Raw genomic sequence first — 21,653 nt, 5'->3', positions numbered from 1 at the left:
AATAACGACAACGAACGAGACAAACCATGACAGCCACGCTTCGCCCTTCCCTGCTCGCCCTTGCGATCGCCCTTGCCTTGCCTGCTTTCGCGCATGCCGCCCCGGTCGACACCAACCTGGCCGACTGGCCGCGCGTGACCAGCACGATCAAGAAGGATGCCGCGCTCGAGAAGCGCGTCCAGGAGATCGTCAGCAAGATGACGCTGGCCCAGAAGATCGGCCAGATGACGCAGCCCGAGATCAAGACTGCCACGCCGGCCGACGTGACCAAATACTATCTGGGGTCGGTGCTCAATGGCGGCGGCAGCTGGCCGAACGGGAACAAGGCAGCGAGCGCGAAGGAATGGCTGGCGCTGGCGCAGGCGTACCACGACGCGTCGATGAAGACCGACATGGCAATCAAGGTGCCGGTCGTGTGGGGCACCGACGCGGTCCATGGCCACAACAACGTGCCGGGCGCCACGCTGTTCCCGCACAATATCGGGCTGGGCGCAGCGCGCAACCCGAAGCTGATGCGTGAGATCGGCGCGGCCACCGCGAAAGCCGTGCGCGCGACCGGCATCGCCTGGGTGTTCGGCCCGACGCTGGCCGTCGTGCGCGACGATCGCTGGGGCCGCACCTATGAAAGCTATGCCGAGCATCCCGAAGTCGTGCGCAGCTACGCGGGCGAGTACGTCAAAGGCATGCAGGGCGCGTTCAAGGACGACGCCAACACCATTGCCACCGCCAAGCACTTCATCGGCGACGGTGGCACGAAGAACGGCAAGGACCGTGGCGTGACCGAGGCCAGCGCCGTTGACCTGATCAACATCCATGGCGCCGGCTACGTCCCGGCGCTGACCGCGGGCGCGCAAACCGTGATGTCGTCGTTTAACAGCTGGACCGACACCGCGGCCGGCGTCGAGCATGGCAAGCTGCATGGCAGCAAAGTGGCGCTCACCGACATCCTCAAGAACAAGATGGGCTTCGACGGCTTTGTCGTCACCGACTGGAACGGCATCGGCGAAGTGAAAGGCTGCCGCAACGACAGCTGCGCCCAGGCGGTCAACGCCGGCAATGACATGTTCATGGTGCCGGACGACTGGAAGGCCTTCATCGCCAACACGATCAAGCAGGTCGAGTCGGGCGAGATCCCGATGGCGCGCATCGACGATGCCGTGACCCGCATCATCCGCGTCAAGCTGCGCGCCGGCCTGTTCGACAAGAGCCCGGCCCAGAACGCGTATGCGGGCAAGGACGATGCGATGCAGGCACGCGCGCTGGCGCGCCAGGCCGTACGTGAGTCGCTCGTGCTGCTCAAGAACGAAGGCCCGGCCCTGCCCCTGAAGCGCGGCCAGAAAATCCTCGTCGTGGGCAAGAGCGCCGACGAGCTGGCGAACCAGAGCGGCGGCTGGTCGATCACGTGGCAGGGCACCGCCACCACGAATGCCGATTTCAAGAACGCCGACACCATCCTGACCGGTATTCGCGAAGCTGCAGGCAGTGACAACGTGCGCTTCAGCGCCGACGCGAAAGACGTCGACGTGACGCAATTCGACACGGTGATTGCCGTGATTGGCGAGCGCCCGTATGCGGAAGGCGATGGCGACATCCACCCATCCGGAACGCTGCGCCACAGCAGCCGCTATCCGGAAGACCTGGCCGTGCTGCAGGCGGTGGCCGGCAAGGGCAAACCCGTGATTACCGTGATGGTCACGGGCCGGCCGGTGTACGGCAATGATCTGCTGAATCTGTCGGACACCTTCATCTCGGCCTGGCTGCCGGGCTCTGAAGGCAAGGGCGTGTCGGACTTGCTCATCGCAGGCAGCAAGCGCTATGACTTCCGCGGCACGCTGCCGTTCTCGTGGCCGAAGTCGGCCTGCCAGGTCAAGCTCAACGTCGGCGACAAGGATTACGCGCCGCTGTTCGCCTATGGCTACGGCCTGAAGGCGGGCACGCGCTCGAAACTCGGCAAGCTCGATGAAACGATTCCGCAAGGCGGCTGCAGCGCTGGCAATACGTTCCCTGTGTTCAGCCAGGCCGACCGCACCAGCTTCCCGCTGGCGATCCGCAGCGGCGGACAAGCCACGGTGCTGGGCGCCGACCTGAATTCGAGCTTCACGCTGCCGGGCATCGTCGTGACGACCGCGCAGGTCAATACCCAGCAGGATGCCAAGATGGGCGCCTGGACCGGCCCGGCCACGCTCGAAGCACGCGGTGCGCGCGCCATGGTAGTACCGGCAGCGGCGGCGAAGGATGGCGCGCTGCGCTTTGACACCATGGTCGCCAAGGCGCCAACCGGCAAGGTGATGCTCGCGATGCGCCAGGGTGCGAGCGGCACGGCGCTGGACGCCACGGGCCTGTTCAAGCGCCTGGCCGACGGCGGCAAGCACACGGTCTCGATCCCGCTCGCCTGCTTCCAGGCTAAAGGGCTGGACCTGACCAAGGTCGATACGCCGTTCAGCGTGACCAGCGACGGCCCGTTCACTGCAGCCTTCGCGAACATCGAGATCGCCGGTGGCGCCGCCAAAGAGGCCGATGCCGTGCGCTGCGAGGACCTGAAATGACAGCAGAGGTAACGCACGGCCTGCGGCTGCTGGCCGACATCGGCGGCACCAATGCGCGCTTCGCGCTGCAATCCGATCCGGCTGGCGGCTTCGATGACGTCGAGGTGCTGACCGGCGCCAGCTACCTGACGCTCGGCGACGCGATCCGCGCCTACCTCGACGGCGCCCGCGCGCGCGGGATGGCAGTGGACAGCGTGCGCCATGCGGCGCTGGCGATTGCCAATCCGGTCGAGGGCGACGAGATCCGGATGACCAACCATCACTGGGCCTTTTCGATCGAAGCGCTGCGCCAGGAACTGGGCTTGACCACGCTGTTGATGGTCAACGACTTCGCTGCGCTGGCGATGGCGCTGCCGCACCTGCCGCCCGCCGGGCGCCAGCGCATCGGCGGCGGCATCGAGCTGCCCAACCGGACCATTGGCCTGATCGGCCCTGGTACGGGCCTGGGTGTCTCGGGCGTGGTCCCGGCCGGCGGACGCTGGATTGCGCTGTCGGGCGAAGGGGGACACGTGAGCTTCGCGCCCGTCAACCGCGACGAGGTCGCGATCCTCGAAGCGCTGTGGAGCGAGTACGGGCACGTCTCGGCCGAGCGCCTGCTGTCGGGCATGGGACTGGAGCTGATCCACTGGGCGCGCACCAGCCGGCGCATGAAGGCAGCCGACATCACCACGGCGGCCCTCGATGGGTCATGTCTCGAGTGCCAGGGCTCGGTGCGGGTATTCTGCGCGATCCTGGGCAGCGTGGCCGGCAATGTCGCGCTCACGCTCGGGGCGACCGGCGGCATGTATATCGGCGGCGGCATCGTGCCGCGCCTGGGTGTGCTGTTCGAGCAATCGGCGTTTCGCGCGCGCTTCGAAGACAAGGGCCGCCTGGGCGACTATCTGGCGCGCATACCGACCTACTTGATTACTGAACAATATCCCGCCTTGCGCGGTGTTTCGGCTATGCTGTCGGATCAAATTTTTAGTCTGCACCAATAACGGAGAGACCATGCAGAATCCCATCCAGACCCCGACCGTGGCCAGTGCAGCGACGGACGGCGAACGCAATACGCATACCGGGGCGCTGTTCATCGTCACCATCCTGTTCTTCATGTGGGGCCTGATCACGTCACTCAACGACGTCCTGATCCCGCACCTGAAATCGATCTATACCCTCACCTACATGCAGGCGATGCTGGTGCAGCTGTGCTTCTTCGGCGCCTATGTCGTCGTCTCGCTGCCGGCCGGCGCGCTGATCCGCCGCCTCGGTTACCAGAATGGCGCGGTTGCCGGCCTGCTGGTCGCGGCCACCGGCTGCGCACTGTTCTATCCGGCGTCGAACGGCGGCTACGGCCTGTTCCTGTTTGCGCTGTTCGTGCTGGCCAGCGGGATCACGATCCTGCAGGTCGCGGCCAACCCGTACGTCACCGTGCTTGGCCCTGCGCGCACCGCCGCCAGCCGCCTGACGCTCACGCAGGCCTTCAATTCGCTCGGCACCACGGTGGCGCCGGCGCTGGGGGGCTTTTTGATCCTGTCGACGGTGGCGCTGTCGGCCGATCAGCTGGCGCTGCTGCCGGAAGCCGATCGGATCGCGCACCGCGCGGCCGAAGCAGCTGCCGTGCAGGGCCCGTACCTGGGCCTGGCCGCGGCGCTCGCGCTGCTGGCCGTGCTGTTCGCATTGGCGCGCCTGCCGAAGATCGAATTCCAGGACACCACCACCGCTGCCGTCGACGGCAAGGGCGGCGCGATGGCCTACCGCCACCTGGTGCTCGGCGCGCTGGGCATCTTCCTGTATGTGGGCGCTGAAGTCAGTATCGGCAGCTTCCTGATCAACTTCATCGGCGAGCCGCACATTGCCGGGCTGTCGCATGCCGACGCGGCCCGCTACGTCAGCCTGTACTGGGGCGGCGCGCTGGTGGGCCGCTTCATTGGCTTTGCGGTGATGCGTTACGTCAGCCCGGGCAAGTCGCTGGCCGTGACCGCACTCGGTTCGATGGCGCTGGTGCTCACCGCGATCTTCACCGATGGCAGCCTGGCGATGTGGGCAATCATCGCCGTCGGCCTGTGCAACTCGATCATGTTCCCGACCATCTTCAGCATGGCGCTGCATGGCCTGGGCAAGTTCACGGGCCAGGGTTCGGGCATCCTGTGCATGGCCATCGTCGGCGGCGCGATCGTCCCGTTCATCCAGGGCATCCTGGCCGACACCATCGGCCTGCAGATCTCGTTCCTGGTGCCGGCAGCCTGCTACCTGTTCATCCTGTACTACGGCGTGAAGTACGCCGATCTGCACAAGCAGAAAGTGGTGACGGAATAAACGTCGCTGTCACGATGAAAAATGCCCGCACATGATGCGGGCATTTTTTTGGGCACAGCCGGGGTCAGGTCTGACATTCGGACACGACCTCAGCCTTGGCCACTTCCAATGGCGTCTTACGCAGTATCAGCATGGCCCGGTTCCAGCTGATTCCGGGAAGCTCACTGTCCAGATCGTGTCCGAATGTCAGACCTGACCCCGGCTTTTGCTAGCCCATTGTCGAGATCGTGTCCAAATGTCAGACCTGACCCCGGCTTTTCAGCAGGTGTTAGCGGTTCAGGCGCTTGAGCAGCTGCGCGCGCACCATGCGCGATGTGTTGTCGTCCATCGGACCAAGCAGGCCGCGCGCGCCTGGCGGGATATGGGCTGCCGTCTCGTCATCGGCCTCGAACACGTAGTGCAGGAACAGCTCGGCCCAGGCCGCACGCTGCGCCGGTGGCAGGTCGCGTACCGTCATCAGCGCGTGCATCAGTGCGTTGTTGGGCGTGTCCATCCAGTCCGGCGACTGGCGCCACCAGTAATTGACCAGCACATTGACATCGTCCAGCGCCTCGACATGGTGCCACCACATGCTGGGGATGAACAGCGCGTCGCCCGGCCCCAGTTCGGCGCTCTGCGCCTGCGCGAGCGCATCGGCAAAGCGTGGAAAACGCGCAAGATCGGGCTGTGCGAAATCGACCAGGCTGATGGGCTGGCCGGCAGGCGTCAGGTCGATCGGGCCGATGTACAGATTGTGCTGCTGGCCCGGCGGGAACAGCGTGAAGCGGCGCCGCCCGGCCGCGATGCAGGCCAGATTGTCCGGCACGTCGTAGTGGGCAGCGATGCGAGTGCGGTTGCCGATCCAGATGGATGCCAGCGGGTCGCGCGGACCAAGGTCGACATCGTTCTCGCTCCTGAAGCCCGGCAGCGCGCCGTCGATCGTGGTCGAGCCGACGTAGATGGCGGGCGGCGCTGGCGTGGCCGAATGCTTTGCCAGTTCATCGAGCACGGCGTCGAGCCGCACGCGCAGCGACTGGAAATTGAAGCCGTCGAGCGCGGCGTTGTAGAAGAAGCGGCCGCCAATGTCGGGCGGGCCGAGCATCGCATTGACGGTGGCGTCGCCGCACCAGCGGCGCAGGTAATCCAGCGCTGCCTGCGGCGACTGGCGCCCTGCAGCGACTACCGGCCAGTGCGCCACCAGGCCGCGCAGCAGCAGCGGCTCGGTCGAGGCCAGGATCGTTGCATCGAGATCGGCCGGCGTCACACCGGCGAGCTCGCGGATGGCGTTAGCGGCCGGCGGCATCGCGGTGATTCTTGCGGTCGATCAGATTGCGGAAGTTCGACAGCGACGCCAGTGCAAAGTAGATCGGCGCCAGGTAGCCGGCCGCGTGCAGTTCGGCGATGGCGCTTGCCTCGAGCGCGCCCAGGCGTTCTTCGTGGATCGTGAAGAAGCCGCCCAGACGGTTCTGCGCGCCGTTGTCGAATTCCATGTCGAGCACGAACGCATCGAGCAGATCATGGCGCTTGAGCGCCTCGAGAAAACCGATATTGGCCTGCACGCCGTTGTGGATGTTCGACAGCATGGTGCTGACTTTTTCAAGATATTCGGTGTTGCCGCCATGCGGCTTGAACACCGGCTCGCCATCGGTCGTGCTCACGCGCGGGTGGTCGAGGTCGACCTGGATCATCAGCTCGTCGCCGTTGCGGCCGATGTAGAACGGCTGGCGCTCGTGCATCCACGGCACGAGCGGCGCATCCCAGCGGCCGTCTTGCAGGAACAGGTTCTCGTCTTCGGTAAAGCCCAGCAGCGCGATCGCTTCGAAGTTCGCGCCGTCTTCGAGCTGGCGGAAGATGATCGGGTAGATCCCTGCAGGGAGCGGAATTCGTCGGCGAAGGTCGGCACCCACGCGACTTCGCTGCCCAGGCCGGGGCGGTGGCCGGCGATGATGCGCAGGTCCTTGTGTTCGATATTGTTCAGCAGGGCGATATTGGGCATGGACGTCTCGTTGTCGTTATTGGAAGCACTCGGTGAAACGACAGCGGCGGGCCGGCTGATGCCGACCCGCCGCTGCGGTTGCAGGGCCGGTGTGCGGGAAGTCTACTCCCGAATACCGGCGCCGGCCAGATGCTGCGCGATCAGAATTTGTAGCGCGCCGCGAGCATGTAACGCGGACCCGATTGCGTCACGAACAGCACCTGCTGCTTGGTGCGGCCGTGCGTGCGCTGGATCTCGTCGGTCAGGTTGATGCCCTCGAACGAGACGGACAGGTTCTTGTTGACGTTGTAGCCCACGCTCAGATCGAGCTGGCCGTACGCTTCGACGTAGTTCGGGTTCGGGCCCGAGCCGTCGAAGGTCGACGACAGGAACTCGTCGCGCCAGTTGTAGGCCGCGCGCACGTTCCACTTGTCGTTCTCGAAGATACCCACCAGATTGGCCGAGTCGCCCAGACCGACCAGTGCGAACTGCTCGCCCACGCTGCCGTTGTCGTACTTCAGGCCCGAATTGACGTAGGTGTAGTTGGCCTGCACGCCAAAGCCGCTGTTGCCGAACATGTGCTGGAGGTTGAATTCCAGGCCGCGGATGTTCGCCTTCTTCTGGTTCGAGTACGACGTGATGCGGAAGTTCGCGACCGGATCGGTGCCGATGGCCGTGATGGTGCCGGTGGCATCGCCCGACGCATTGTTCGGTCCTGCGACCACACCCGGCTGACCGTTGAAGTTACGGAAGATGTAGTTGCGGATGCAGGTGGTGTCTGCTGTCGTGCAGCTGCCCAGCGCCGCATTCCAGTAGGCGCCGCCCACTGGCGTGCGCACGCCGAACGGCTGGGCGATGATCTGCGACTGGCCGGCGTAGTTCTCGAGCTGCTTGCGGAAGTGGTTGACCGAGATGAAGCTCTGACGGCCGTAGTACCACTCGAGCGCCAGGTCGAAGTTCTTCGACTTGACCGGCTCCAGCGCCGGATTGCCCTGCGAACCGGTGCCGCCTTCGACGCGCGCCAGCGTATCGAGCACCTGGCCACCGGCGATCTGGTCGTAGCGTGGACGGCCGATGGTGTGACCGTAGCTGAAGCGGCCCTTGATGTCGTCGCGCAGCGCGATGTCGGCGTCAAAGCTTGGCAGCACGTGGCTGTAGTCGCCTTTCAGGGTCGTGAAGCCGGACTGCCCGAACACCACTGGCAGCTCGTTCTGCGAGACCCAGCTGATTGCGATCGGGGTCGGCACCAGCGCGGTGGAGCTGACGTCCGTCTTCTCGTAACGCACGCCGAGCGAGGTATTGATCGGGTAGCGCGTGTTCCACTCGGTGTTGAACTGCAGGTACAGGCTCTTCGATTTTTCTTCCGTGCGGCGGTCGGTGTCGTAGGTGGTCTTCGGCACGTACAGCTGCGGCAGGCCGGAGGCCTGCGCGACGATGTCGCGGATCTGGTTGAAATTGAAGGTGTGGAAGCGGTCGAACAGGGCCGGATTGTTGCTGCCGTTGACCTGGTCGAAGTACTTGCCAAGGCTATCGACGGTAAACAGGCTGGCCGGGTAATCGGATGCCTGCGTGGCGCCGCCCCAGGTGTCGCGCTGCTGCACCGAGAACGCCGAGCGGTAATCGACCTTGGTCGCGCCCAGGCCGAACTTGACCTCCGAGGCTTCCAGCACTTTCCAGCTGCCGTGCGTCTGGATCTGGTCGACTTCGGTCTTCATGTAGCCGTTCTCGAACACCGAGCCGGTCACCTGCTGCGGGGCGCGCGCGTAGTCGGCGCCCTGGATGCTCAGCACCGGGAAGTCTTGCGAGAAGTCAGCGGTGGTGTTACCGCGGCTGAAGCTCGCGGTGCCGATCACGTTGCTCGAACCAAACGGGCTGTCCGGGGTCGATTCGGCCGACGAGCTGTGGGCATCGAGTTCAAAACGCAGCTCGGGCGTGACGCGCCAGACGGTGTTGAAGCCCAGCGATTTGTTTTCGCTGCGGGTCGCGAAGTCCGACACGCCCATCGCGATGTCGCTGTTCCCGGCCGGGATGAATTCGGTGTAGGTCAGTGGGCCGGCGATCGGACCGTCGGTCCAGCTGCTCGACGACGGGCCGAAGTTGAACCAGGCCGACATGTCGTTGCGGCGGGTGTGGATCTTGTTTTCCGAATAGGTGTAGTCGAGGGTGCTGGTGATCGACTTGTTCGGTGCGAACTGGAACACGACCTGGCCATTGGTGCGCTCGCGCTGCACGCCGCTCAGGTTGTAGTTCAGGTTCTGCGGGGTCTGGTACAGGTCGGTCGGACCTGGGCGGTTCGTGATCAGCTCCGAGCCTGGCTGGCCTGGCAGCGGGATCGCGCCGTAGGTTGCCTGGTCGCCGCGGAACGGACCCTTCCAGCCATTGGCCACCGACGCGCGGTTGTAGCCCAGGTTACGTTCCTGGTAGCTGGCCGACAGGCCGATGCCGAAGCGGCCGTCGGCCGAGGTGTTCGAGTAGATGCCCGAGACTTCCGGCGTGACCTTGTTGCCGTGCTGGAGACCGTCCGGCAGGTTGGTAGCCGACGTGTCGTGCACGCCCTTGATGCCGATGCTGGCCTGCATGCCGGGGCGCGACAGCGGGCGCGCCGTGATCACGTTGATGGTCGCGCCGACGCCGCCGGTCGGGGTCTCGGCGCGGCTCGATTTGTAGACCTGCAGCTGCGAGATTGCTTCGGAGGCGATGTTGGCGAAGTCGAAGGCGCGGCCATTGCGGTCGCCCAGATTCGATACCGGCATCTGGCGGCCATTGAGCAGCACCAGGTTGAAGTCGGGGCCCACACCGCGCACGGTGATCTTCGAGCCTTCGCCGATTTCGCGGTCGATCGACACGCCCGAGATGCGCTGCAGCGATTCGGCCAGGTTCGTGTCGGGGAATTTGCCGATGTCTTCGGCGACGATGCCGTCCACGAAGCCCTGCGCATTGCGCTTGAGGTTCATCGACGATTCGAGACTGGCGCGCAGGCCGGTCACGACGACGGTCTGCGTGCCGTTTTGCGCGGGGCCGGTGATCGATGCGGTCGGGTTGCTGGCCGCATCGACCGCCTGGTCAGGGGCGCTGGTGGCGGTTTCGGCTGGCGGCATGCTGGCCGCTTCCTGGGCAAACGCCGGCATGAACGCCGCGCATGCGCTGGCAACTGCCAGACTGATCAAGGTCTGTTTAGCCTTTGGGTAGTACATGTCTTCTCCTGTTTTTATAAATATGACCGTGCTCAGACACGGTGTCTCCGCCATCCGGATGCGTCGCCGCTGCCCCCGGGTACTGCCTTTCAAACCCGGGCGCCTCCTTGCCCGGCGGCGCGCCACCATGTGGTGCAGCGAGACCGATCGGCTGGTGCCGATGGCCTCGCTACGTGAATCGCCGGGTGCGCGCTGCACTGTGTCATGTGTCCTCGGCTCCTTGGCGGGCTGCGCCAATCGGGGATCGAAGGGAATTTGTCCGTCGCATGGAAACGTTTCCATGCAGTGATCTGAATCTTAGAGTTATGAAAATAAATTGTCAACGGAATATTCCGTTACCTCGTCAACCGGTGTGACGTAGTTTTGCAACACTTTGGTGCGCGCCGCACCGCCGCCCGTCTCGACCAGGGTGGTTGGTGGACGCGCCGCCCGCATTGACGGGATCTCCTTGGCACGCTATAGTCGGCTTGACGTTTTGGTAACGTTTCCAAACTGGAGCATGCATGCACCATTTTCTGGCTCGTCTCACGCGCAGCGTCCCCCGCAGCGCCCTGCTCGCCGCTATCTGTGTCACTTGTGCCGCCAGCGTACATGCTGCTGCGCCGGCACCCGCATTTTCCTGGCCCGGTGGCGCGCGCGCCGCAGTCAGCCTCGCTTACGACGACGCGCTCGACTCGCAACTCGACAACGCGCTGCCGGCGCTGGACCGCCACGGCATCAAGGGCACCTTCTATCTGCAGCTATCGAGCCCGCCGGTGGCCGCTCGCCTGCCGGCGTGGCGCGCGGCCGCCGCCCGCGGTCATGAACTGGGCAACCACAGCCTGTTCCATCAGTGTTCGGGCAAGGGCCCGGACCGCGGCTGGGTCGCCGCACATCGCGACCTCGCGACGACCAGCCGCGCGCAGATGGTCGACCAGGTCCTGCTGGCCAATACGATGCTCGAAGCGATCGATGGCCGGCGCGAACGCACCTACACGGCGCCCTGCGGCGACGTGCAGGCGCTGGACGGCGACTACCTGCCCGCACTGCGCCCGGCGTTCGTTGCGATCAAGGCGGGCAACGGGCCAGGCGTGCCGGCTTCGATGGCGGCGGTCGATCCGTATCAGGTTGCCTCGGTCGGCCCGGTGGGTGCCAGCGGCGCGGAACTGATCGCGCTGGTGGAGCAGGCCGTTGCACGCGGCACCATGGTCGCCTTCACCTTCCACGGCATCGGGGGCGACCACCTGAGCGTGTCGTCGCAGGCGCATGAAGAACTGGTGCGTTACCTCGCCGCGCACCGTGACGTGGTCTGGACCGACACGTTCATCAACATCATGCAGCACGTCAGGCAGCAAGTTACACAGACGCAGGCGCGCCTGCCCGGCTGGACGCTCGCGTGGAGCGATGAATTCAACGGCGCAGCGCTCGACCGCACGATCTGGACGCTGGAGACGGGCGGCCATGGCTGGGGCAACAACGAGATGCAGTTCTACACGGCGCGGCCCGAGAACGTGCGCGTGGAGGACGGCCACCTGATCATCGAGGCGCGCAAGGAACGCTACGAAGGCAAGGATTACACGTCGGCGCGGCTCAAGACAGCCGGCCTGAAAGAGACGCAATACGGGCGCTTCGAAGCGCGCATCAAGGTGCCGAAGGGCCAGGGCATCTGGCCGGCGTTCTGGATGCTGGGCGCCGATATCGGCAAGGTGGGCTGGCCGCGCAGCGGCGAGATCGACATCATGGAAATCATCGGCAAGGAACCGCGCAATGCCTACGGCACGCTGCACGGGCCGGGCTATTCGGGCGAGCACGCGTTCAGCAAACCGGTCGCGCTGGACGGCGCCGACTACGGCGACGATTTCCATGTATTCGCCGTCGAGTGGGAACCGCAGGCAATCCGCTGGTACCGCGACGGCGTGCACTACCATACCGCCACGCCGGCCCTGGTGAAGGGCGACTGGGTATTCGAGCACCCGTTCTTCGTGCTGCTGAACCTCGCTGTCGGCGGATACTGGCCCGGTTACCCGGACAGCACGACCGCGTTCCCGCGCCGGATGCTGGTTGACTATGTGCGCGTGTATCGCAAGGATGCACCGCTGGCGCCGTGACCGGTTCAGCGCAGTGCCAGTGACTCTGCCTTCTTCGCATCCAGGCGCAGCATGGCGCCGCGCTGCGCCAGGTCGCGGCCCAGCACCAGGCGCAGGTTGGCGGGTGCGCGGTGGTCGACTTCCTGCAGGTGCACGCTGCCCACGCGCTGCGCCAGGCGCCGGGCCGCATCGACGTGCGCTGCGTCGTATTCGATGCGCGTGTGGCGCACCGCAAAGCCGGGCTGGTTCGACAGGCGCGTGACGCGCAGGCTCGGTGCGTCGATCTGGCGTGCCAGTGCGCGCGCCATCCCGGTCACGCCATTGCCATTGCTGATCTCGAGACGCGTCACGGCTGGCGGCAGTGAAAGCGGCTGCAGGGCAGACGGCAAGGCAGGCTGTACAACAGGCGCGCTGGCCGGTATGCGGCGCAGTTCCATCATGCCGTCCACGCCGACGTGGATCTGCGCTTGCGCCCAGCCGGGCTGTGGGGTGGGCTGTAATGCCGCCATGGCCTGGCCGAGCGCGGCGACGCCCGTCTGGCCACCGGTCGCAGCGAAGTCGGCGCGCAAGTCGTACTGGCGCAGCGACGCTGCCTGGCGCAGCATCTGCCGCGCGCGGGCATCCTGTCCCAGCGCGGCCAGCGCTTCGCCCAGCAACTCCCACGAGTGCGCGACCAGCGGGTCGAGCAGGCAGGCCCGTTCCAGCGCTACGCGGGCAGCGTCGTAATCGCCATTGCGCAGAGACGCGTTGCCAAGATTGACGAACCGCTGGACTGCGTCGGGTCCGGCGTCCGCTTGTAGCGCTGCGTTCAGGTCGGGTGAGGTAGCGTGCGATCCTGGCGCCTGAAGCGGCGCGCACGCCGCAAGACTGGCGCACAGCAATGCCAGCCGCGTGAATCGGGCGCTACGGTGGATGGTCGGGCGCATGGCGGCCTCCTTGGGTTCAGCGCGCGCTGGCCAGCGCGCTCATGGCACGGGAAATCTGGATCGCCGCCGGTCCCAGAAGGACCATCATCAGCGTCGGGAAAATACAGAAGATCAGCGGGAACAGCAGCTTGAGGCCAATGCGCGCAGCGGTTTCTTCGGCGATCATGCGCCGCTTGTGGCGCAGGTTGTCGGCATACACGCGCAAGGCGTCGCCCACGCTGGTGCCGAAGCGTTCGGACTGGATCAGCATGGCCACCAGGGTATCGACATCCTCGACGCCGGAGCGCAGCGCGAAATTGCGCAGCGCCTTTTCCTTGCTGAAGCCGGCCCGCATTTCCATCAGCACGATCTGCATCTCCTGCGCCAGCACCACGCTCTTGATATGGATTTCGGCGGCCACCTTGACCAGGGCGCGCTCCAGGCTCAGGCCCGCCTCGACGCACACCGTCAACAGGTCGAGGGCATCGGGAATGGTCTCGAAGATCTCGCGCCGGCGCCGCTTGACGCGGCGCGCCAGCACGGCATTGGGCAGGTAGTAGCCGAGCGCCGCGCCGCACAGCAGGATCATCAGCACCATGCGGCCCGACGCATCGCCGCGCAACAGCATCACGGGCGCCAGTACGGCGGGTGCCAGCAGCGCCAACGCGGTCTTGGCGGCGAAGTACAGCGTCGGCGCCGCCGGGTTGCGCCAGCCGGCGTTCATGAAGCGGGTGCGCAGCGTCGATTTTTCCCAGCCTTCGTCGGGGATCGACAGCCGGGTGAGCGGGCGGGCCACGCTGGCGACACGCTCGATCCAGCGCAGGCGCGGCGCGTCACCCATGCCCGCCACCGCGCGCTGGCCAAGAAGACGGCGCAGACGCTCGCGTAGCGCGACTGGCGCGAACAGGGCCAGTGCGACCCAGCACAGCACGCACACGACCATGAAGACGATCAGCAAGAACCACAGTTGCATGGTATTCATCGCGGCCTCATATGCGGATGCGGATGGTCCGGCGCAGCCACAGCACGCCAAAGATGATCATGCCCAACCCGTACCACAGCAGCCGCTGGCCGCTCGGGTCGGTCCACAGCATGCTGACGTAATGCGGGCTGCTGACCGTCATCACGCCCATCACGCCAAATGGCAGCAAGCCCAGAATCCAGGCCGACATGCGGCCTTCGGCCGACAGCACCCGCACCTGCGCCACGAGTTTCAGGCGGGCGCGGATGATGCCGCTGATATTGCCGAGGATTTCGGCCAGGTTGCCGCCCGAATCGCGCTGGATCAGCACCGCGATCACCAGGTAGCGCAGGTCGGTCAGCGGAATGCGCGCGGCCAGCCCATGCAGCGCTTCGTTCATCGGTACGCCATAATTGATCTCTTCGCGCGCAATGCGAAATTCACCGGCCAGCGGCTCGGGCATTTCATTGCCGACGATCTGCAGCACATTGATGAACGAGTGCCCGGCGCGCAGCGCGCGTGCGATGAAGTCCGCCGCCTCCGGCAGCTGGTGCTCGATGCGGATCAGGCGCCGCCTGCGCATCCGCTGCAGCAGCCACCACGGCAGGCCAGGACTGGCCACGCACAGCAGCAGGCGCGCCTGCAGCGGCAACGCCCAGACGCTGCCCGCCACCAGGACCGTGATCACGCAGCCGAAGGTGGCGCCAATGAAGTGGCTGACGGTCCAGGGCGCGCCGGCCTGCACCAGCAGCGCATCGATGCGCTGGGCCAGGGCTGCCCGGTGCAGCAGCCGGTCGAATGCAGGCCGGTGGCTGTAGGGGCGCTGCTTGAGAATCGAGATGCGTTCGCCCGAGCGCGTCTGCGCGCCGCCGGACATGACCTGCAGGCGGCGTGCAATGCGGCGCGCCGCAGCGCCGCGGGTACTCATCCACCACAGGTAGAAGCCTTCGACCGCCAGGATGACGGCGGCGAACAGCACCACGACGAAACCGTAGAACAGGATGTCCATGACCGCTCCTTCAATCGAACACGCGGTCGGGATCGAACGTGTCGTCCGGCACCGGGACCCCGAATAGCTTGAGGCGGTCGGCAAAACGCGGCCGCACACCGGTGGCGCTGAAGTGGCCGAGCACCCTGCCCTGCGGGTCGACGCCGCGCTGTTCGAACAGGAAGATCTCCTGCATCGAAATGATCTCGCCCTCCATCCCGGTGATCTCCTGCATGCTCACCAGCTTGCGCGTGCCGTCGGTCAGGCGCGAGACCTGCAGCACCACCGTCACCGCCGAGACGATCTGCTGGCGGATCGCGCGCGGTGTCAGGTTCACGGCGGCCATGCTGACCATGTTTTCCAGGCGCGAGAGCGCGTCGCGCGGCGTGTTCGAGTGGATCGTGGCGAGCGAGCCTTCGTGGCCCGTGTTCATCGCCTGCAGCATGTCGAGCGCCTCGGCGCCGCGTACCTCGCCCAGAATGATGCGGTCGGGCCGCATGCGCAGCGCGTTGCGCACCAGCGCGCGCTGCGTGACTTCGCCCTTGTCCTCGATATTCGGCGGGCGCGTTTCCAGGCGCACGACGTGCGGCTGGCGCAGTTGCAGCTCGGCCGCATCCTCGATCGTCACGATCCGTTCGCTGGCCGGGATGAACCCCGAGATCAGGTTGAGCAAGGTGGTCTTGCCGCTGCCGGTGCCACCCGAGATCAGGATATTGACCTTGGCCGTGCCCAGGCTTTCGATCACCCGGATCATCGGCGGCGCCATGCTTTTGTACTCGAGCAGGTTGTGCACCGTCAGCGGGCTGCCGCCGAAGCGGCGGATCGACAGGATCGGTCCGTCGACGGCCAGCGGCGGGATGATGGCGTTCACGCGCGAGCCGTCCGGCAGGCGTGCATCGACCATCGGGCTCGATTCATCGACCCGGCGCCCCACGCGCGAGACGATCTTTTCGATGATCTTCATCAGGTGGGCATTGTCGTGGAAGGTGACATCGGTCAGTTCGAGCTTGCCGTGGCGCTCGACCCAGACCTTGCTGGCGGTATTGACCAGGATGTCCGAAATCGTCGGATCGGCCAGCAGCGGCTCGAGCGGGCCGAAGCCCAGCATCTCGTGCTGGATGTCGAGCACCAGGTGGTGGCGCTCGTGCTGGTTCAGCACGATGCGTTCGTCTTCGATGATGCGCTGGACCAGCAGCGCCAGCTCGTGCTTGAACTGTTCGGCGGTCAGGCGCTTCAGCCGCTCCAGATCGATCCGGTCGAGGATCATCTGGTGCATCAGCTTCTTGAGCTTCTGGTAGGCCTGGTTGGGGGCGTCGTGCGATTCGGCGCCGCTCGGGCGTTCCGGGTCGGGCAGCGCAAGGCGTTCGCGAAGGGACATCGATGTCTCCGGTGCGTGGTTCAAACGTGAGGAACGAGTCAGTCGACGTGATCCTGGCGCCCGAACAGGCGCCCCAGCAGGCCGCGGCTTTCGTGGACGCGCTGCGCGGTCACCAGTTCGACCAGGTCGGCCAGGCTGCGCGCGGCGGCGCTCGATCGCGACAACTGCAGTACCGGCACGCCCTGGTTCACCGAATCGGTGACCGCGATGTAGTCGTTGGGGAAGGTGTGCACCACTTCGCAGCCCAGCGCCGCATGCAGGTCCTGCAGGCGCAGCTTGCCGCCCTTTTCATAGCGGTTGACGATCAGGCGGATGTTGTCGAGCACATAGCCGAGCGAGCGGAAGATGTCGAGCAGGCGGCGCGCATCGCGGATATCGGGCAGCGCCAGTTGCAGCAACGGGTAAATGGTGTCGGTCACGTCCAGCGCGCGCAGCGACACCGCATCGATCTGGCGCCCGACGTCGAGCAGCACGTAGTCGTAGTGCTGGCGCGCGACGCGCAGGATGGTGTCGATGTGTTCGGGCTTGGCCTGCCGCTCGTGGGACGGATCGTCGGCCGCCGCCAGCACACCGAAGCCCGGCGTCACGTGCACCAGGCACGATTCGAGAAACGGCCCGTCGATGCGGGCGATCTGGGCGCACACGTCCGACATCGTCATGGCCGGCTTCTGGTCCGACACGTACAGGGCGGCGTCGCCGAACTGGCCGTGCAGGTCGATCAGCAGCACCTTCTTGCCCGCCAGCGAGGCAAGCGCGTAGCCGAAATTGGTCGAGATGAAGGTGGCGCCGCTGCCGCCCTTGCAGGCGATGAAGGCCAGCACCTTCCCGTCGCGCATGGTCGAGATGCCGGCGGCGCTCGCAATCCGGTCCATCGCCTCATGAAAGGCGCGGTGCACCAAAGGGAGTTGCAGCAGCTCGCGCACGCCGGCGCGCATCGCGGTAATCAACAGGTCGGGCTGGTGCTGGGTAGTCAGCAGCATCAGTTGCGCCGTCGGATACTGCCGGCCCAGGCGCTCGAGCAGATTGGCCTCGGACGGTTCGAGGTTGCTGGCATCGACGATAACGAGTTGCGGCGCGTCGGGATCGGGCCGGTCGAGCGCCTCGCGCAGCCCGGCGCGGGTCGCGCCCAGGTGCAGGGGCGGCACCCGCGCGGCGCCCTGGGCGGCCAGTTCCGCGTACAGGTGGCTGTCCCGGCTGATCAGGAGCGCTCTCATGAAGTCCTCGATAAAGGTAGGGCCGCGCGCTTACTGCGCACGGATCATGGGCGCCGGCTGGCCGGTGTCCGGTTGGGCGAACGAGCGCTCGTAGTTGTCGATGGCCGCGCGCGCGGCCCGGCCATCGAGCCCTGCGGCGGGGTTGCGGCTGGCGCCCGCAGCCGGGTCGATCGTCTGCGCGGCCAGGTTGGCGCGGGTCGCCGCGCCGAACTGGCTGTCCCAGTGCGGCGTGCTCGAGATGCAGCCCTGCGCGCCGCAGGCCAGCAGCGCCAGCGCCGCCCGGCGTATGAATGTGGATGCCATGCTGCTCTCCTATTCCGGTTCGGGGCCGCCGGCGGCCGGCGCCGGTGCGGGTGGGACAGGCGCCGTGCCAACGGCGGGCGTGCCTTCGAGGCGACCGCCAAGCAGCACGCCGGCGCGCGACGGCGCATCGAACCGGTCGGTCGGCAAGCTCAGACTGCCGGCCGGCAGCGGCTTGACCAGACGCGCCGTGATGACGAAGACCAGTTCGGTGCGCTCCTGCTGGAAGTCGGTGCTGCGAAACAGCGCGCCCAGTATCGGCACGTCGCTCAGTCCCGGCAGGCCTTTCAGGTTGGCGACCAGATTGTTGCGCACCAGGCCACCGATGGCGAAGCTCTGGCCGTCGTGCAGCTGCACCGTGGTGCTGGCGCGGCGCGTGGTCAACAGCGGCATGATCGCGGTGCCCGCAATGCCGGCGGCGCTGATGCCGATCCCTTCGCGCGACAGCTCCGACACTTCGGGCGCGACCTTCAGGTTGATGAGGCCTCCGCCCAGCACCGTCGGGGTAAAGCGCAGGCCGACGCCGAATTCCTTCTCTTCCAGCGTCACCTTGTTATTGTCCTGCGCCACCGGGATGAAGAACTTGCCGCCGGCCAGGAACGCACCTTCCTGGCCGCTGATGGCCAGCACGTTCGGTTCGGCCAGGATGCGCACCAGGCCATCGAGCTTGTCGGTGTCGATGCCGAAGCGGTTGCCGTTGGTCTTCAGGCCGGCCAGGCCGCCGCGCGCCAGCCCGCTGAGAAAATCGGTGGCCAGCGTGGTGGTCCAGCTGCCCGACCCGAAGCTCAGGCGCACCCCGGTTTCCAGTCGCTCGAGCAGCGTGCGCGCGACTTCGGCCACCTTGACCTCGAGCTGCACCTGCTGGGGCGCGCTGACCGCCAGCAGGTTGATCACGCGGGCGCTGGCGCCACCTGCCCCGGCAGCCGCGCCGCCGCCGCTGCCATTGCCGATCTGGATCACGCCGTCGGTCGCGTTGTCCTTGTCGGCCGCCGGCAACTGGCGCAGCGGGCGGCGCACATAGGCGCCGGCCAGTTCCACGGCGTGGTTGACGGCGGCAGCGTCGCTGACGGTGCCGGTCAGCACCAGCGTGTCATTCGCGGCCATCACCCGGATATCCTTCTCGTGCGGCATGGCGAGGCCCAGCATCGCTTGCAGACTGGCCGGGTCCATCGCGACCGTGATGTCGATCACGCTGCACGCGCCGCTGCGGCCCTGCACGATCATATTGGTGGTGCCGACATCGACGGCGGCGATATACAGCGTGTCCGGCGCGACCAGCATCGCCTGCACGACGGCCGGGTTGCCGACGCTGCGCTGGGTGACTGCTTCGGGCAGGCGCAGCATGGTCGACTTGCCCATCTGGAGCGCCATGGTGGCCGGACGCGCGGCCTCGCCCTGGCACCCGCCGTTCAGGCGCAGCCCGGGCTGCGCTGCCACGTCAGGCGGTACCGTTTTTTTGCCTGCCGGGGCAGCCAGGGCCAGCGCGCTCAGGCCTGCCAAAACAGTCGCCAGGCAGGCGCGCAGTGCGATCGTGGAATGTCGTTGCATGATCGGTCCAGTCGAAGACATCAGAAGCATTCCTGCGATGCGTGCAGGCCGTTGATGACGCTGATGCATTCGCGGTGCGGCGCCCGCGGTGGCGCCGGCGCCCGCACCAGCTGCACCCGCGGTGGTGCCACAGCGCGCAGCACAACCGGGGCTGCGGGCGGCGCCGGCAGCAGGTTCTCCTTGGTCGCGCCGGTGGTGGCAGTGGCGGCAGGATCGATCTGGTTGCGCAGCGCCAGCGACAGCGTGCCGACGCTGCGCGCCAGGTCCAGCTTTTCGGCCTGTTCGGGCGTGACTTCGAGCGTGACGGCATTGACGACCTTGGGCTTGGTCTCGTCACGGCCGACTTCCTGGGCCACCGCCAGCACCAGGATGCGCTCCAGGACGATCTTCGAGATGCTGTGCGCACGCGCCTGCGGGGCGTTCGGATCGGGCACCGTCTCGGTGCTGACGATGATGTCGACATAGTTGCCCGGTAAGGCGAAGCCGGCCACGCCGATCACGTCGTTGACGCGCACGGTGATTGCGCGCTTGCCTTCGGTGATCAGGGCCGACAGGCCGCCCAGCGTACCGGCCGGGGCCAGCTTGGCTTCGCTGACCGGTTCGCCCGCGAGCAGGCTGCTGCGCAGGACCCGGCCGTTCAGCGGCTGGGGTTCGGTGAACGCGCCCTTGGGCACGCTGGCAGTGGGCCAGTCCACCACGATGAACAGCGCGGGGGTCAGGCGCTGGCCGATGTCGATGTCGTTTTTTGCGACAACGATCCTGCCGGCAGCGGGCACTGGCGCATTGAGCAGCCAGCGCGCGGCCAGCGCCACGGCCAGCAGGCCAAGCACCACGGCCAGCGCCATCATGATCACGGCCCGTTGGTTTTTCATGGTGCGTCCCCTTCGCCGAACAGGCTGTACCACGCGCGCGTCAGGCCATCGACATCGCAGCACGGGGCCTGGCCGGAGAAGCCCGCGAAGTCGGCGATCCGGCCCAGCAGCTCGTGCGGATAGGCGGCCAGCAGCGCGCGCCCGGTGCGGCGGTGCAGGTGCTCGATCAGGAACGCGATCGCGCTGTCATCCAGGTCGATCCGGCGCTGCCGCGCCTGGCGCCGCAGCAGCGCGCGATAACTCTGCTCCGACAGCGGCCCCACCGGAATCCGGTAGCCGATACGGCGCAGGCAGGCCTCGTCGAGCACCGACTCCGGCGCCAGGCTGGTGACCAGCACCAGGCTCACATCGAACGGCAGGACGTGCGTGGCGCCGCCCGGCACCGTGACATGGTCCAGGCCTGCTTCGAGCGCGCCAAGCCAGCGGTGCAGCAGTTCGCCCGGCGGCACGCGCTGGCGGCCCACATCGTCCACCACCAGCAAACCGTTGTTGGCCAGGATGTGGGGCGGCGCGTGCAGCACCCCGCTGCCCAGATCAGTGCGCAGCTCGAGCATGTCGCGCGCCAGCTCCGGCCCCACGTGTACCAGCGGACGCTGGCTCAGGGCCCAGCGTGCATCGCCGCTGCGGCGTTCTTCGAGGGCGCGCACGTGCAGTGGGAGGGGATGCAGCGTCAGGTCGTGCAGCTGGATGATTTCGTGGTTGACCAGCACCGCATACGGCACCGCGATCGGATCCTGGCGCAGGCGCGCCAGCTTGCGCGCCAGTGACGTCTTGCCGCTGCCGGACGGCCCGTACAGCAGCAGCGGGCGGCCCGAATACAGGGCAGCGCCGATCTGCTCGCGAATGGCCGGCGCCAGGCCGTCGCCGTCGAGCACCGCATCGAGCTCGGTGCGCGTGACGCGCGCAGCATCGGGCTGGCGCTGCGACTGGCGCGTGACCACGGCGCGCCACGCGCCCAGCGTTACCGGCGCCGGGCCGACATAGCGCGATTCGGCCAGGTATTCGCCCGCCGCGCGCTGGCCCAGAGTGGTCAACTGGTAGTGCACATCGAGATCGCTGTCGCCGGAATACGCGACTTCGGCCTGCTGGGTGCCCACCAGGGCCTGCAGCACTTCGCGCAGCACGCTGACCGACAGCCGCAGGCGTCCAGTCAATTGAGACAGCGGCGTCTTGCCGTCGGCATGCAGGGTCTTGACCACGAGCGCCGTCACCAGGCGGGCGTCGAGCCCCGTGTCGCGCACCGTGCGCGGCTGGCGCGGCAGCACGGCGGCGAGATTGCCATCCGCATCAAAACCCGGCGCCGACAGGGACAACGATGCATCCGGTCCGGTCGGCGCGGCGGCCGATAACACTCCGATCATGACGTCTCCTGCTGCTGAAGTTGGTTCTGGGAAAACCTCAATTGATTCTAACGAGCATCTATTTGCGG

Annotated in this window: 16 protein-coding genes; 4 read left to right on the top strand and 12 right to left on the bottom strand. The window is 66.6% G+C overall.

Annotation, left to right across the window (positions count from 1 at the left end; genetic code table 11):
* Positions 1–26 precede the first annotated feature (26 nt).
* Genes ACZ0AJ_RS20565 through ACZ0AJ_RS20555 form a run of 3 tightly spaced genes read left to right on the top strand, consistent with a single transcriptional unit; the run spans position 27 to position 4,844 of the window.
* The gene (locus ACZ0AJ_RS20565) at positions 27–2,546 is read left to right on the top strand and encodes a glycoside hydrolase family 3 protein (protein ID WP_499456298.1); all 2,520 of its coding nucleotides are present in this window, start codon (positions 27–29) and stop codon (positions 2,544–2,546) included.
* Positions 2,543–3,526 carry a glucokinase gene (locus tag ACZ0AJ_RS20560; protein ID WP_499456296.1) on the top strand — a complete coding sequence of 328 codons (984 nt, stop codon included), beginning with the start codon at positions 2,543–2,545 and terminating at the stop codon, positions 3,524–3,526. Before ACZ0AJ_RS20565 ends, ACZ0AJ_RS20560 begins: the two co-directional genes overlap by 4 nt.
* A gap of 10 nt (positions 3,527–3,536) precedes the next feature.
* On the top strand, positions 3,537–4,844 hold the full coding sequence (locus ACZ0AJ_RS20555) for a sugar MFS transporter (protein WP_499456294.1): 1,308 nt from the start codon (positions 3,537–3,539) through the stop codon (positions 4,842–4,844).
* Positions 4,845–5,112: 268 nt separating this feature from the next.
* Here ACZ0AJ_RS20555 and ACZ0AJ_RS20550 read toward each other — a convergent pair whose 3' ends face one another.
* The 3 genes from ACZ0AJ_RS20550 to ACZ0AJ_RS20540 all read right to left on the bottom strand — a co-directional run bounded on the left by ACZ0AJ_RS20550 (position 5,113) and on the right by ACZ0AJ_RS20540 (position 9,992).
* A complete protein-coding gene (locus ACZ0AJ_RS20550; protein WP_499456292.1) occupies positions 5,113–6,126 on the bottom strand; it encodes a cupin-like domain-containing protein in 1,014 nt (337 codons plus the stop codon).
* The gene (locus tag ACZ0AJ_RS20545) at positions 6,110–6,730 is read right to left on the bottom strand and encodes a SapC family protein (protein ID WP_499456290.1); all 621 of its coding nucleotides are present in this window, start codon (positions 6,728–6,730) and stop codon (positions 6,110–6,112) included. Before ACZ0AJ_RS20545 ends, ACZ0AJ_RS20550 begins: the two co-directional genes overlap by 17 nt.
* A 229-nt stretch (positions 6,731–6,959) precedes the next feature.
* Positions 6,960–9,992 (bottom strand): TonB-dependent receptor, encoded by a 3,033-nt coding sequence (locus ACZ0AJ_RS20540; RefSeq protein WP_499456289.1) that lies wholly within the window; start codon positions 9,990–9,992, stop codon positions 6,960–6,962.
* A 503-nt stretch (positions 9,993–10,495) separates the two neighbouring features.
* Between ACZ0AJ_RS20540 and ACZ0AJ_RS20535 the strand changes: the two genes are divergently transcribed.
* On the top strand, positions 10,496–12,079 hold the full coding sequence (locus ACZ0AJ_RS20535; RefSeq protein ID WP_499456288.1) for a family 16 glycosylhydrolase: 1,584 nt from the start codon (positions 10,496–10,498) through the stop codon (positions 12,077–12,079).
* Positions 12,080–12,084: 5 nt separating this feature from the next.
* Here the strand turns inward: ACZ0AJ_RS20535 and ACZ0AJ_RS20530 are convergent, their stop codons facing one another.
* From ACZ0AJ_RS20530 to ACZ0AJ_RS20490, 9 genes are read right to left on the bottom strand one after another with little or no spacing between them, the layout of a single operon-like run.
* Positions 12,085–12,984, bottom strand: coding sequence for a LytR C-terminal domain-containing protein (locus tag ACZ0AJ_RS20530; RefSeq protein WP_499456286.1), 900 nt, complete (start codon positions 12,982–12,984; stop codon positions 12,085–12,087).
* A gap of 16 nt (positions 12,985–13,000) precedes the next feature.
* Entirely contained in the window at positions 13,001–13,945 is a 945-nt protein-coding gene (locus ACZ0AJ_RS20525; RefSeq protein WP_499456284.1) for a type II secretion system F family protein, read from the bottom strand.
* A 7-nt stretch (positions 13,946–13,952) separates the two neighbouring features.
* A complete protein-coding gene (locus ACZ0AJ_RS20520; RefSeq protein WP_499456282.1) occupies positions 13,953–14,933 on the bottom strand; it encodes a type II secretion system F family protein in 981 nt (326 codons plus the stop codon).
* Between the two features lie 10 nt (positions 14,934–14,943).
* On the bottom strand, positions 14,944–16,290 hold the full coding sequence (locus ACZ0AJ_RS20515) for a TadA family conjugal transfer-associated ATPase (RefSeq protein WP_499456280.1): 1,347 nt from the start codon (positions 16,288–16,290) through the stop codon (positions 14,944–14,946).
* Between the two features lie 38 nt (positions 16,291–16,328).
* Positions 16,329–17,504 carry a CpaE/TadZ family protein gene (locus ACZ0AJ_RS20510; RefSeq protein WP_499456278.1) on the bottom strand — a complete coding sequence of 392 codons (1,176 nt, stop codon included), beginning with the start codon at positions 17,502–17,504 and terminating at the stop codon, positions 16,329–16,331.
* Between the two features lie 30 nt (positions 17,505–17,534).
* Complete coding sequence (locus ACZ0AJ_RS20505) at positions 17,535–17,807, bottom strand: hypothetical protein (protein WP_499456276.1); 273 nt, start codon at positions 17,805–17,807, stop codon at positions 17,535–17,537.
* Between the two features lie 9 nt (positions 17,808–17,816).
* Positions 17,817–19,352 carry a type II and III secretion system protein family protein gene (locus ACZ0AJ_RS20500; protein ID WP_499456274.1) on the bottom strand — a complete coding sequence of 512 codons (1,536 nt, stop codon included), beginning with the start codon at positions 19,350–19,352 and terminating at the stop codon, positions 17,817–17,819.
* 20 nt (positions 19,353–19,372) lie between these two features.
* Positions 19,373–20,224, bottom strand: a complete 852-nt coding sequence (cpaB, locus tag ACZ0AJ_RS20495) for a Flp pilus assembly protein CpaB (RefSeq protein ID WP_499456272.1) — start codon at positions 20,222–20,224, stop codon at positions 19,373–19,375.
* Positions 20,221–21,585, bottom strand: coding sequence for a DUF8689 domain-containing protein (locus tag ACZ0AJ_RS20490; protein WP_499456270.1), 1,365 nt, complete (start codon positions 21,583–21,585; stop codon positions 20,221–20,223). The genes cpaB and ACZ0AJ_RS20490 overlap by 4 nt, the downstream gene beginning before the upstream one ends.
* Positions 21,586–21,653 lie beyond the last annotated feature (68 nt).

The organism is Telluria sp. AC161 (assembly GCF_979258535.1).
Note: the sequence above shows the minus strand (reverse complement) of the source record. Positions and strands in the feature narration are given on the sequence as shown.

Excerpts from the sequence above, each read along its gene's own strand:
- cpaB (WP_499456272.1), bottom strand. The coding sequence starts at position 20,224 with ATGAAAAACCAACGGGCCGTGATCATGATGGCGCTGGCCGTGGTGCTT.
- ACZ0AJ_RS20560 (WP_499456296.1), top strand. The coding sequence starts at position 2,543 with ATGACAGCAGAGGTAACGCACGGCCTGCGGCTGCTGGCCGACATCGGC.
- ACZ0AJ_RS20550 (WP_499456292.1), bottom strand. The coding sequence starts at position 6,126 with ATGCCGCCGGCCGCTAACGCCATCCGCGAGCTCGCCGGTGTGACGCCG.
- ACZ0AJ_RS20520 (WP_499456282.1), bottom strand. The coding sequence starts at position 14,933 with ATGGACATCCTGTTCTACGGTTTCGTCGTGGTGCTGTTCGCCGCCGTC.
- ACZ0AJ_RS20490 (WP_499456270.1), bottom strand. The coding sequence starts at position 21,585 with ATGATCGGAGTGTTATCGGCCGCCGCGCCGACCGGACCGGATGCATCG.
- ACZ0AJ_RS20530 (WP_499456286.1), bottom strand. The coding sequence starts at position 12,984 with ATGCGCCCGACCATCCACCGTAGCGCCCGATTCACGCGGCTGGCATTG.
- ACZ0AJ_RS20525 (WP_499456284.1), bottom strand. The coding sequence starts at position 13,945 with ATGAATACCATGCAACTGTGGTTCTTGCTGATCGTCTTCATGGTCGTG.
- ACZ0AJ_RS20510 (WP_499456278.1), bottom strand. The coding sequence starts at position 17,504 with ATGAGAGCGCTCCTGATCAGCCGGGACAGCCACCTGTACGCGGAACTG.
- ACZ0AJ_RS20555 (WP_499456294.1), top strand. The coding sequence starts at position 3,537 with ATGCAGAATCCCATCCAGACCCCGACCGTGGCCAGTGCAGCGACGGAC.
- ACZ0AJ_RS20565 (WP_499456298.1), top strand. The coding sequence starts at position 27 with ATGACAGCCACGCTTCGCCCTTCCCTGCTCGCCCTTGCGATCGCCCTT.
- ACZ0AJ_RS20540 (WP_499456289.1), bottom strand. The coding sequence starts at position 9,992 with ATGTACTACCCAAAGGCTAAACAGACCTTGATCAGTCTGGCAGTTGCC.
- ACZ0AJ_RS20535 (WP_499456288.1), top strand. The coding sequence starts at position 10,496 with ATGCACCATTTTCTGGCTCGTCTCACGCGCAGCGTCCCCCGCAGCGCC.
- ACZ0AJ_RS20500 (WP_499456274.1), bottom strand. The coding sequence starts at position 19,352 with ATGCAACGACATTCCACGATCGCACTGCGCGCCTGCCTGGCGACTGTT.
- ACZ0AJ_RS20505 (WP_499456276.1), bottom strand. The coding sequence starts at position 17,807 with ATGGCATCCACATTCATACGCCGGGCGGCGCTGGCGCTGCTGGCCTGC.
- ACZ0AJ_RS20515 (WP_499456280.1), bottom strand. The coding sequence starts at position 16,290 with ATGTCCCTTCGCGAACGCCTTGCGCTGCCCGACCCGGAACGCCCGAGC.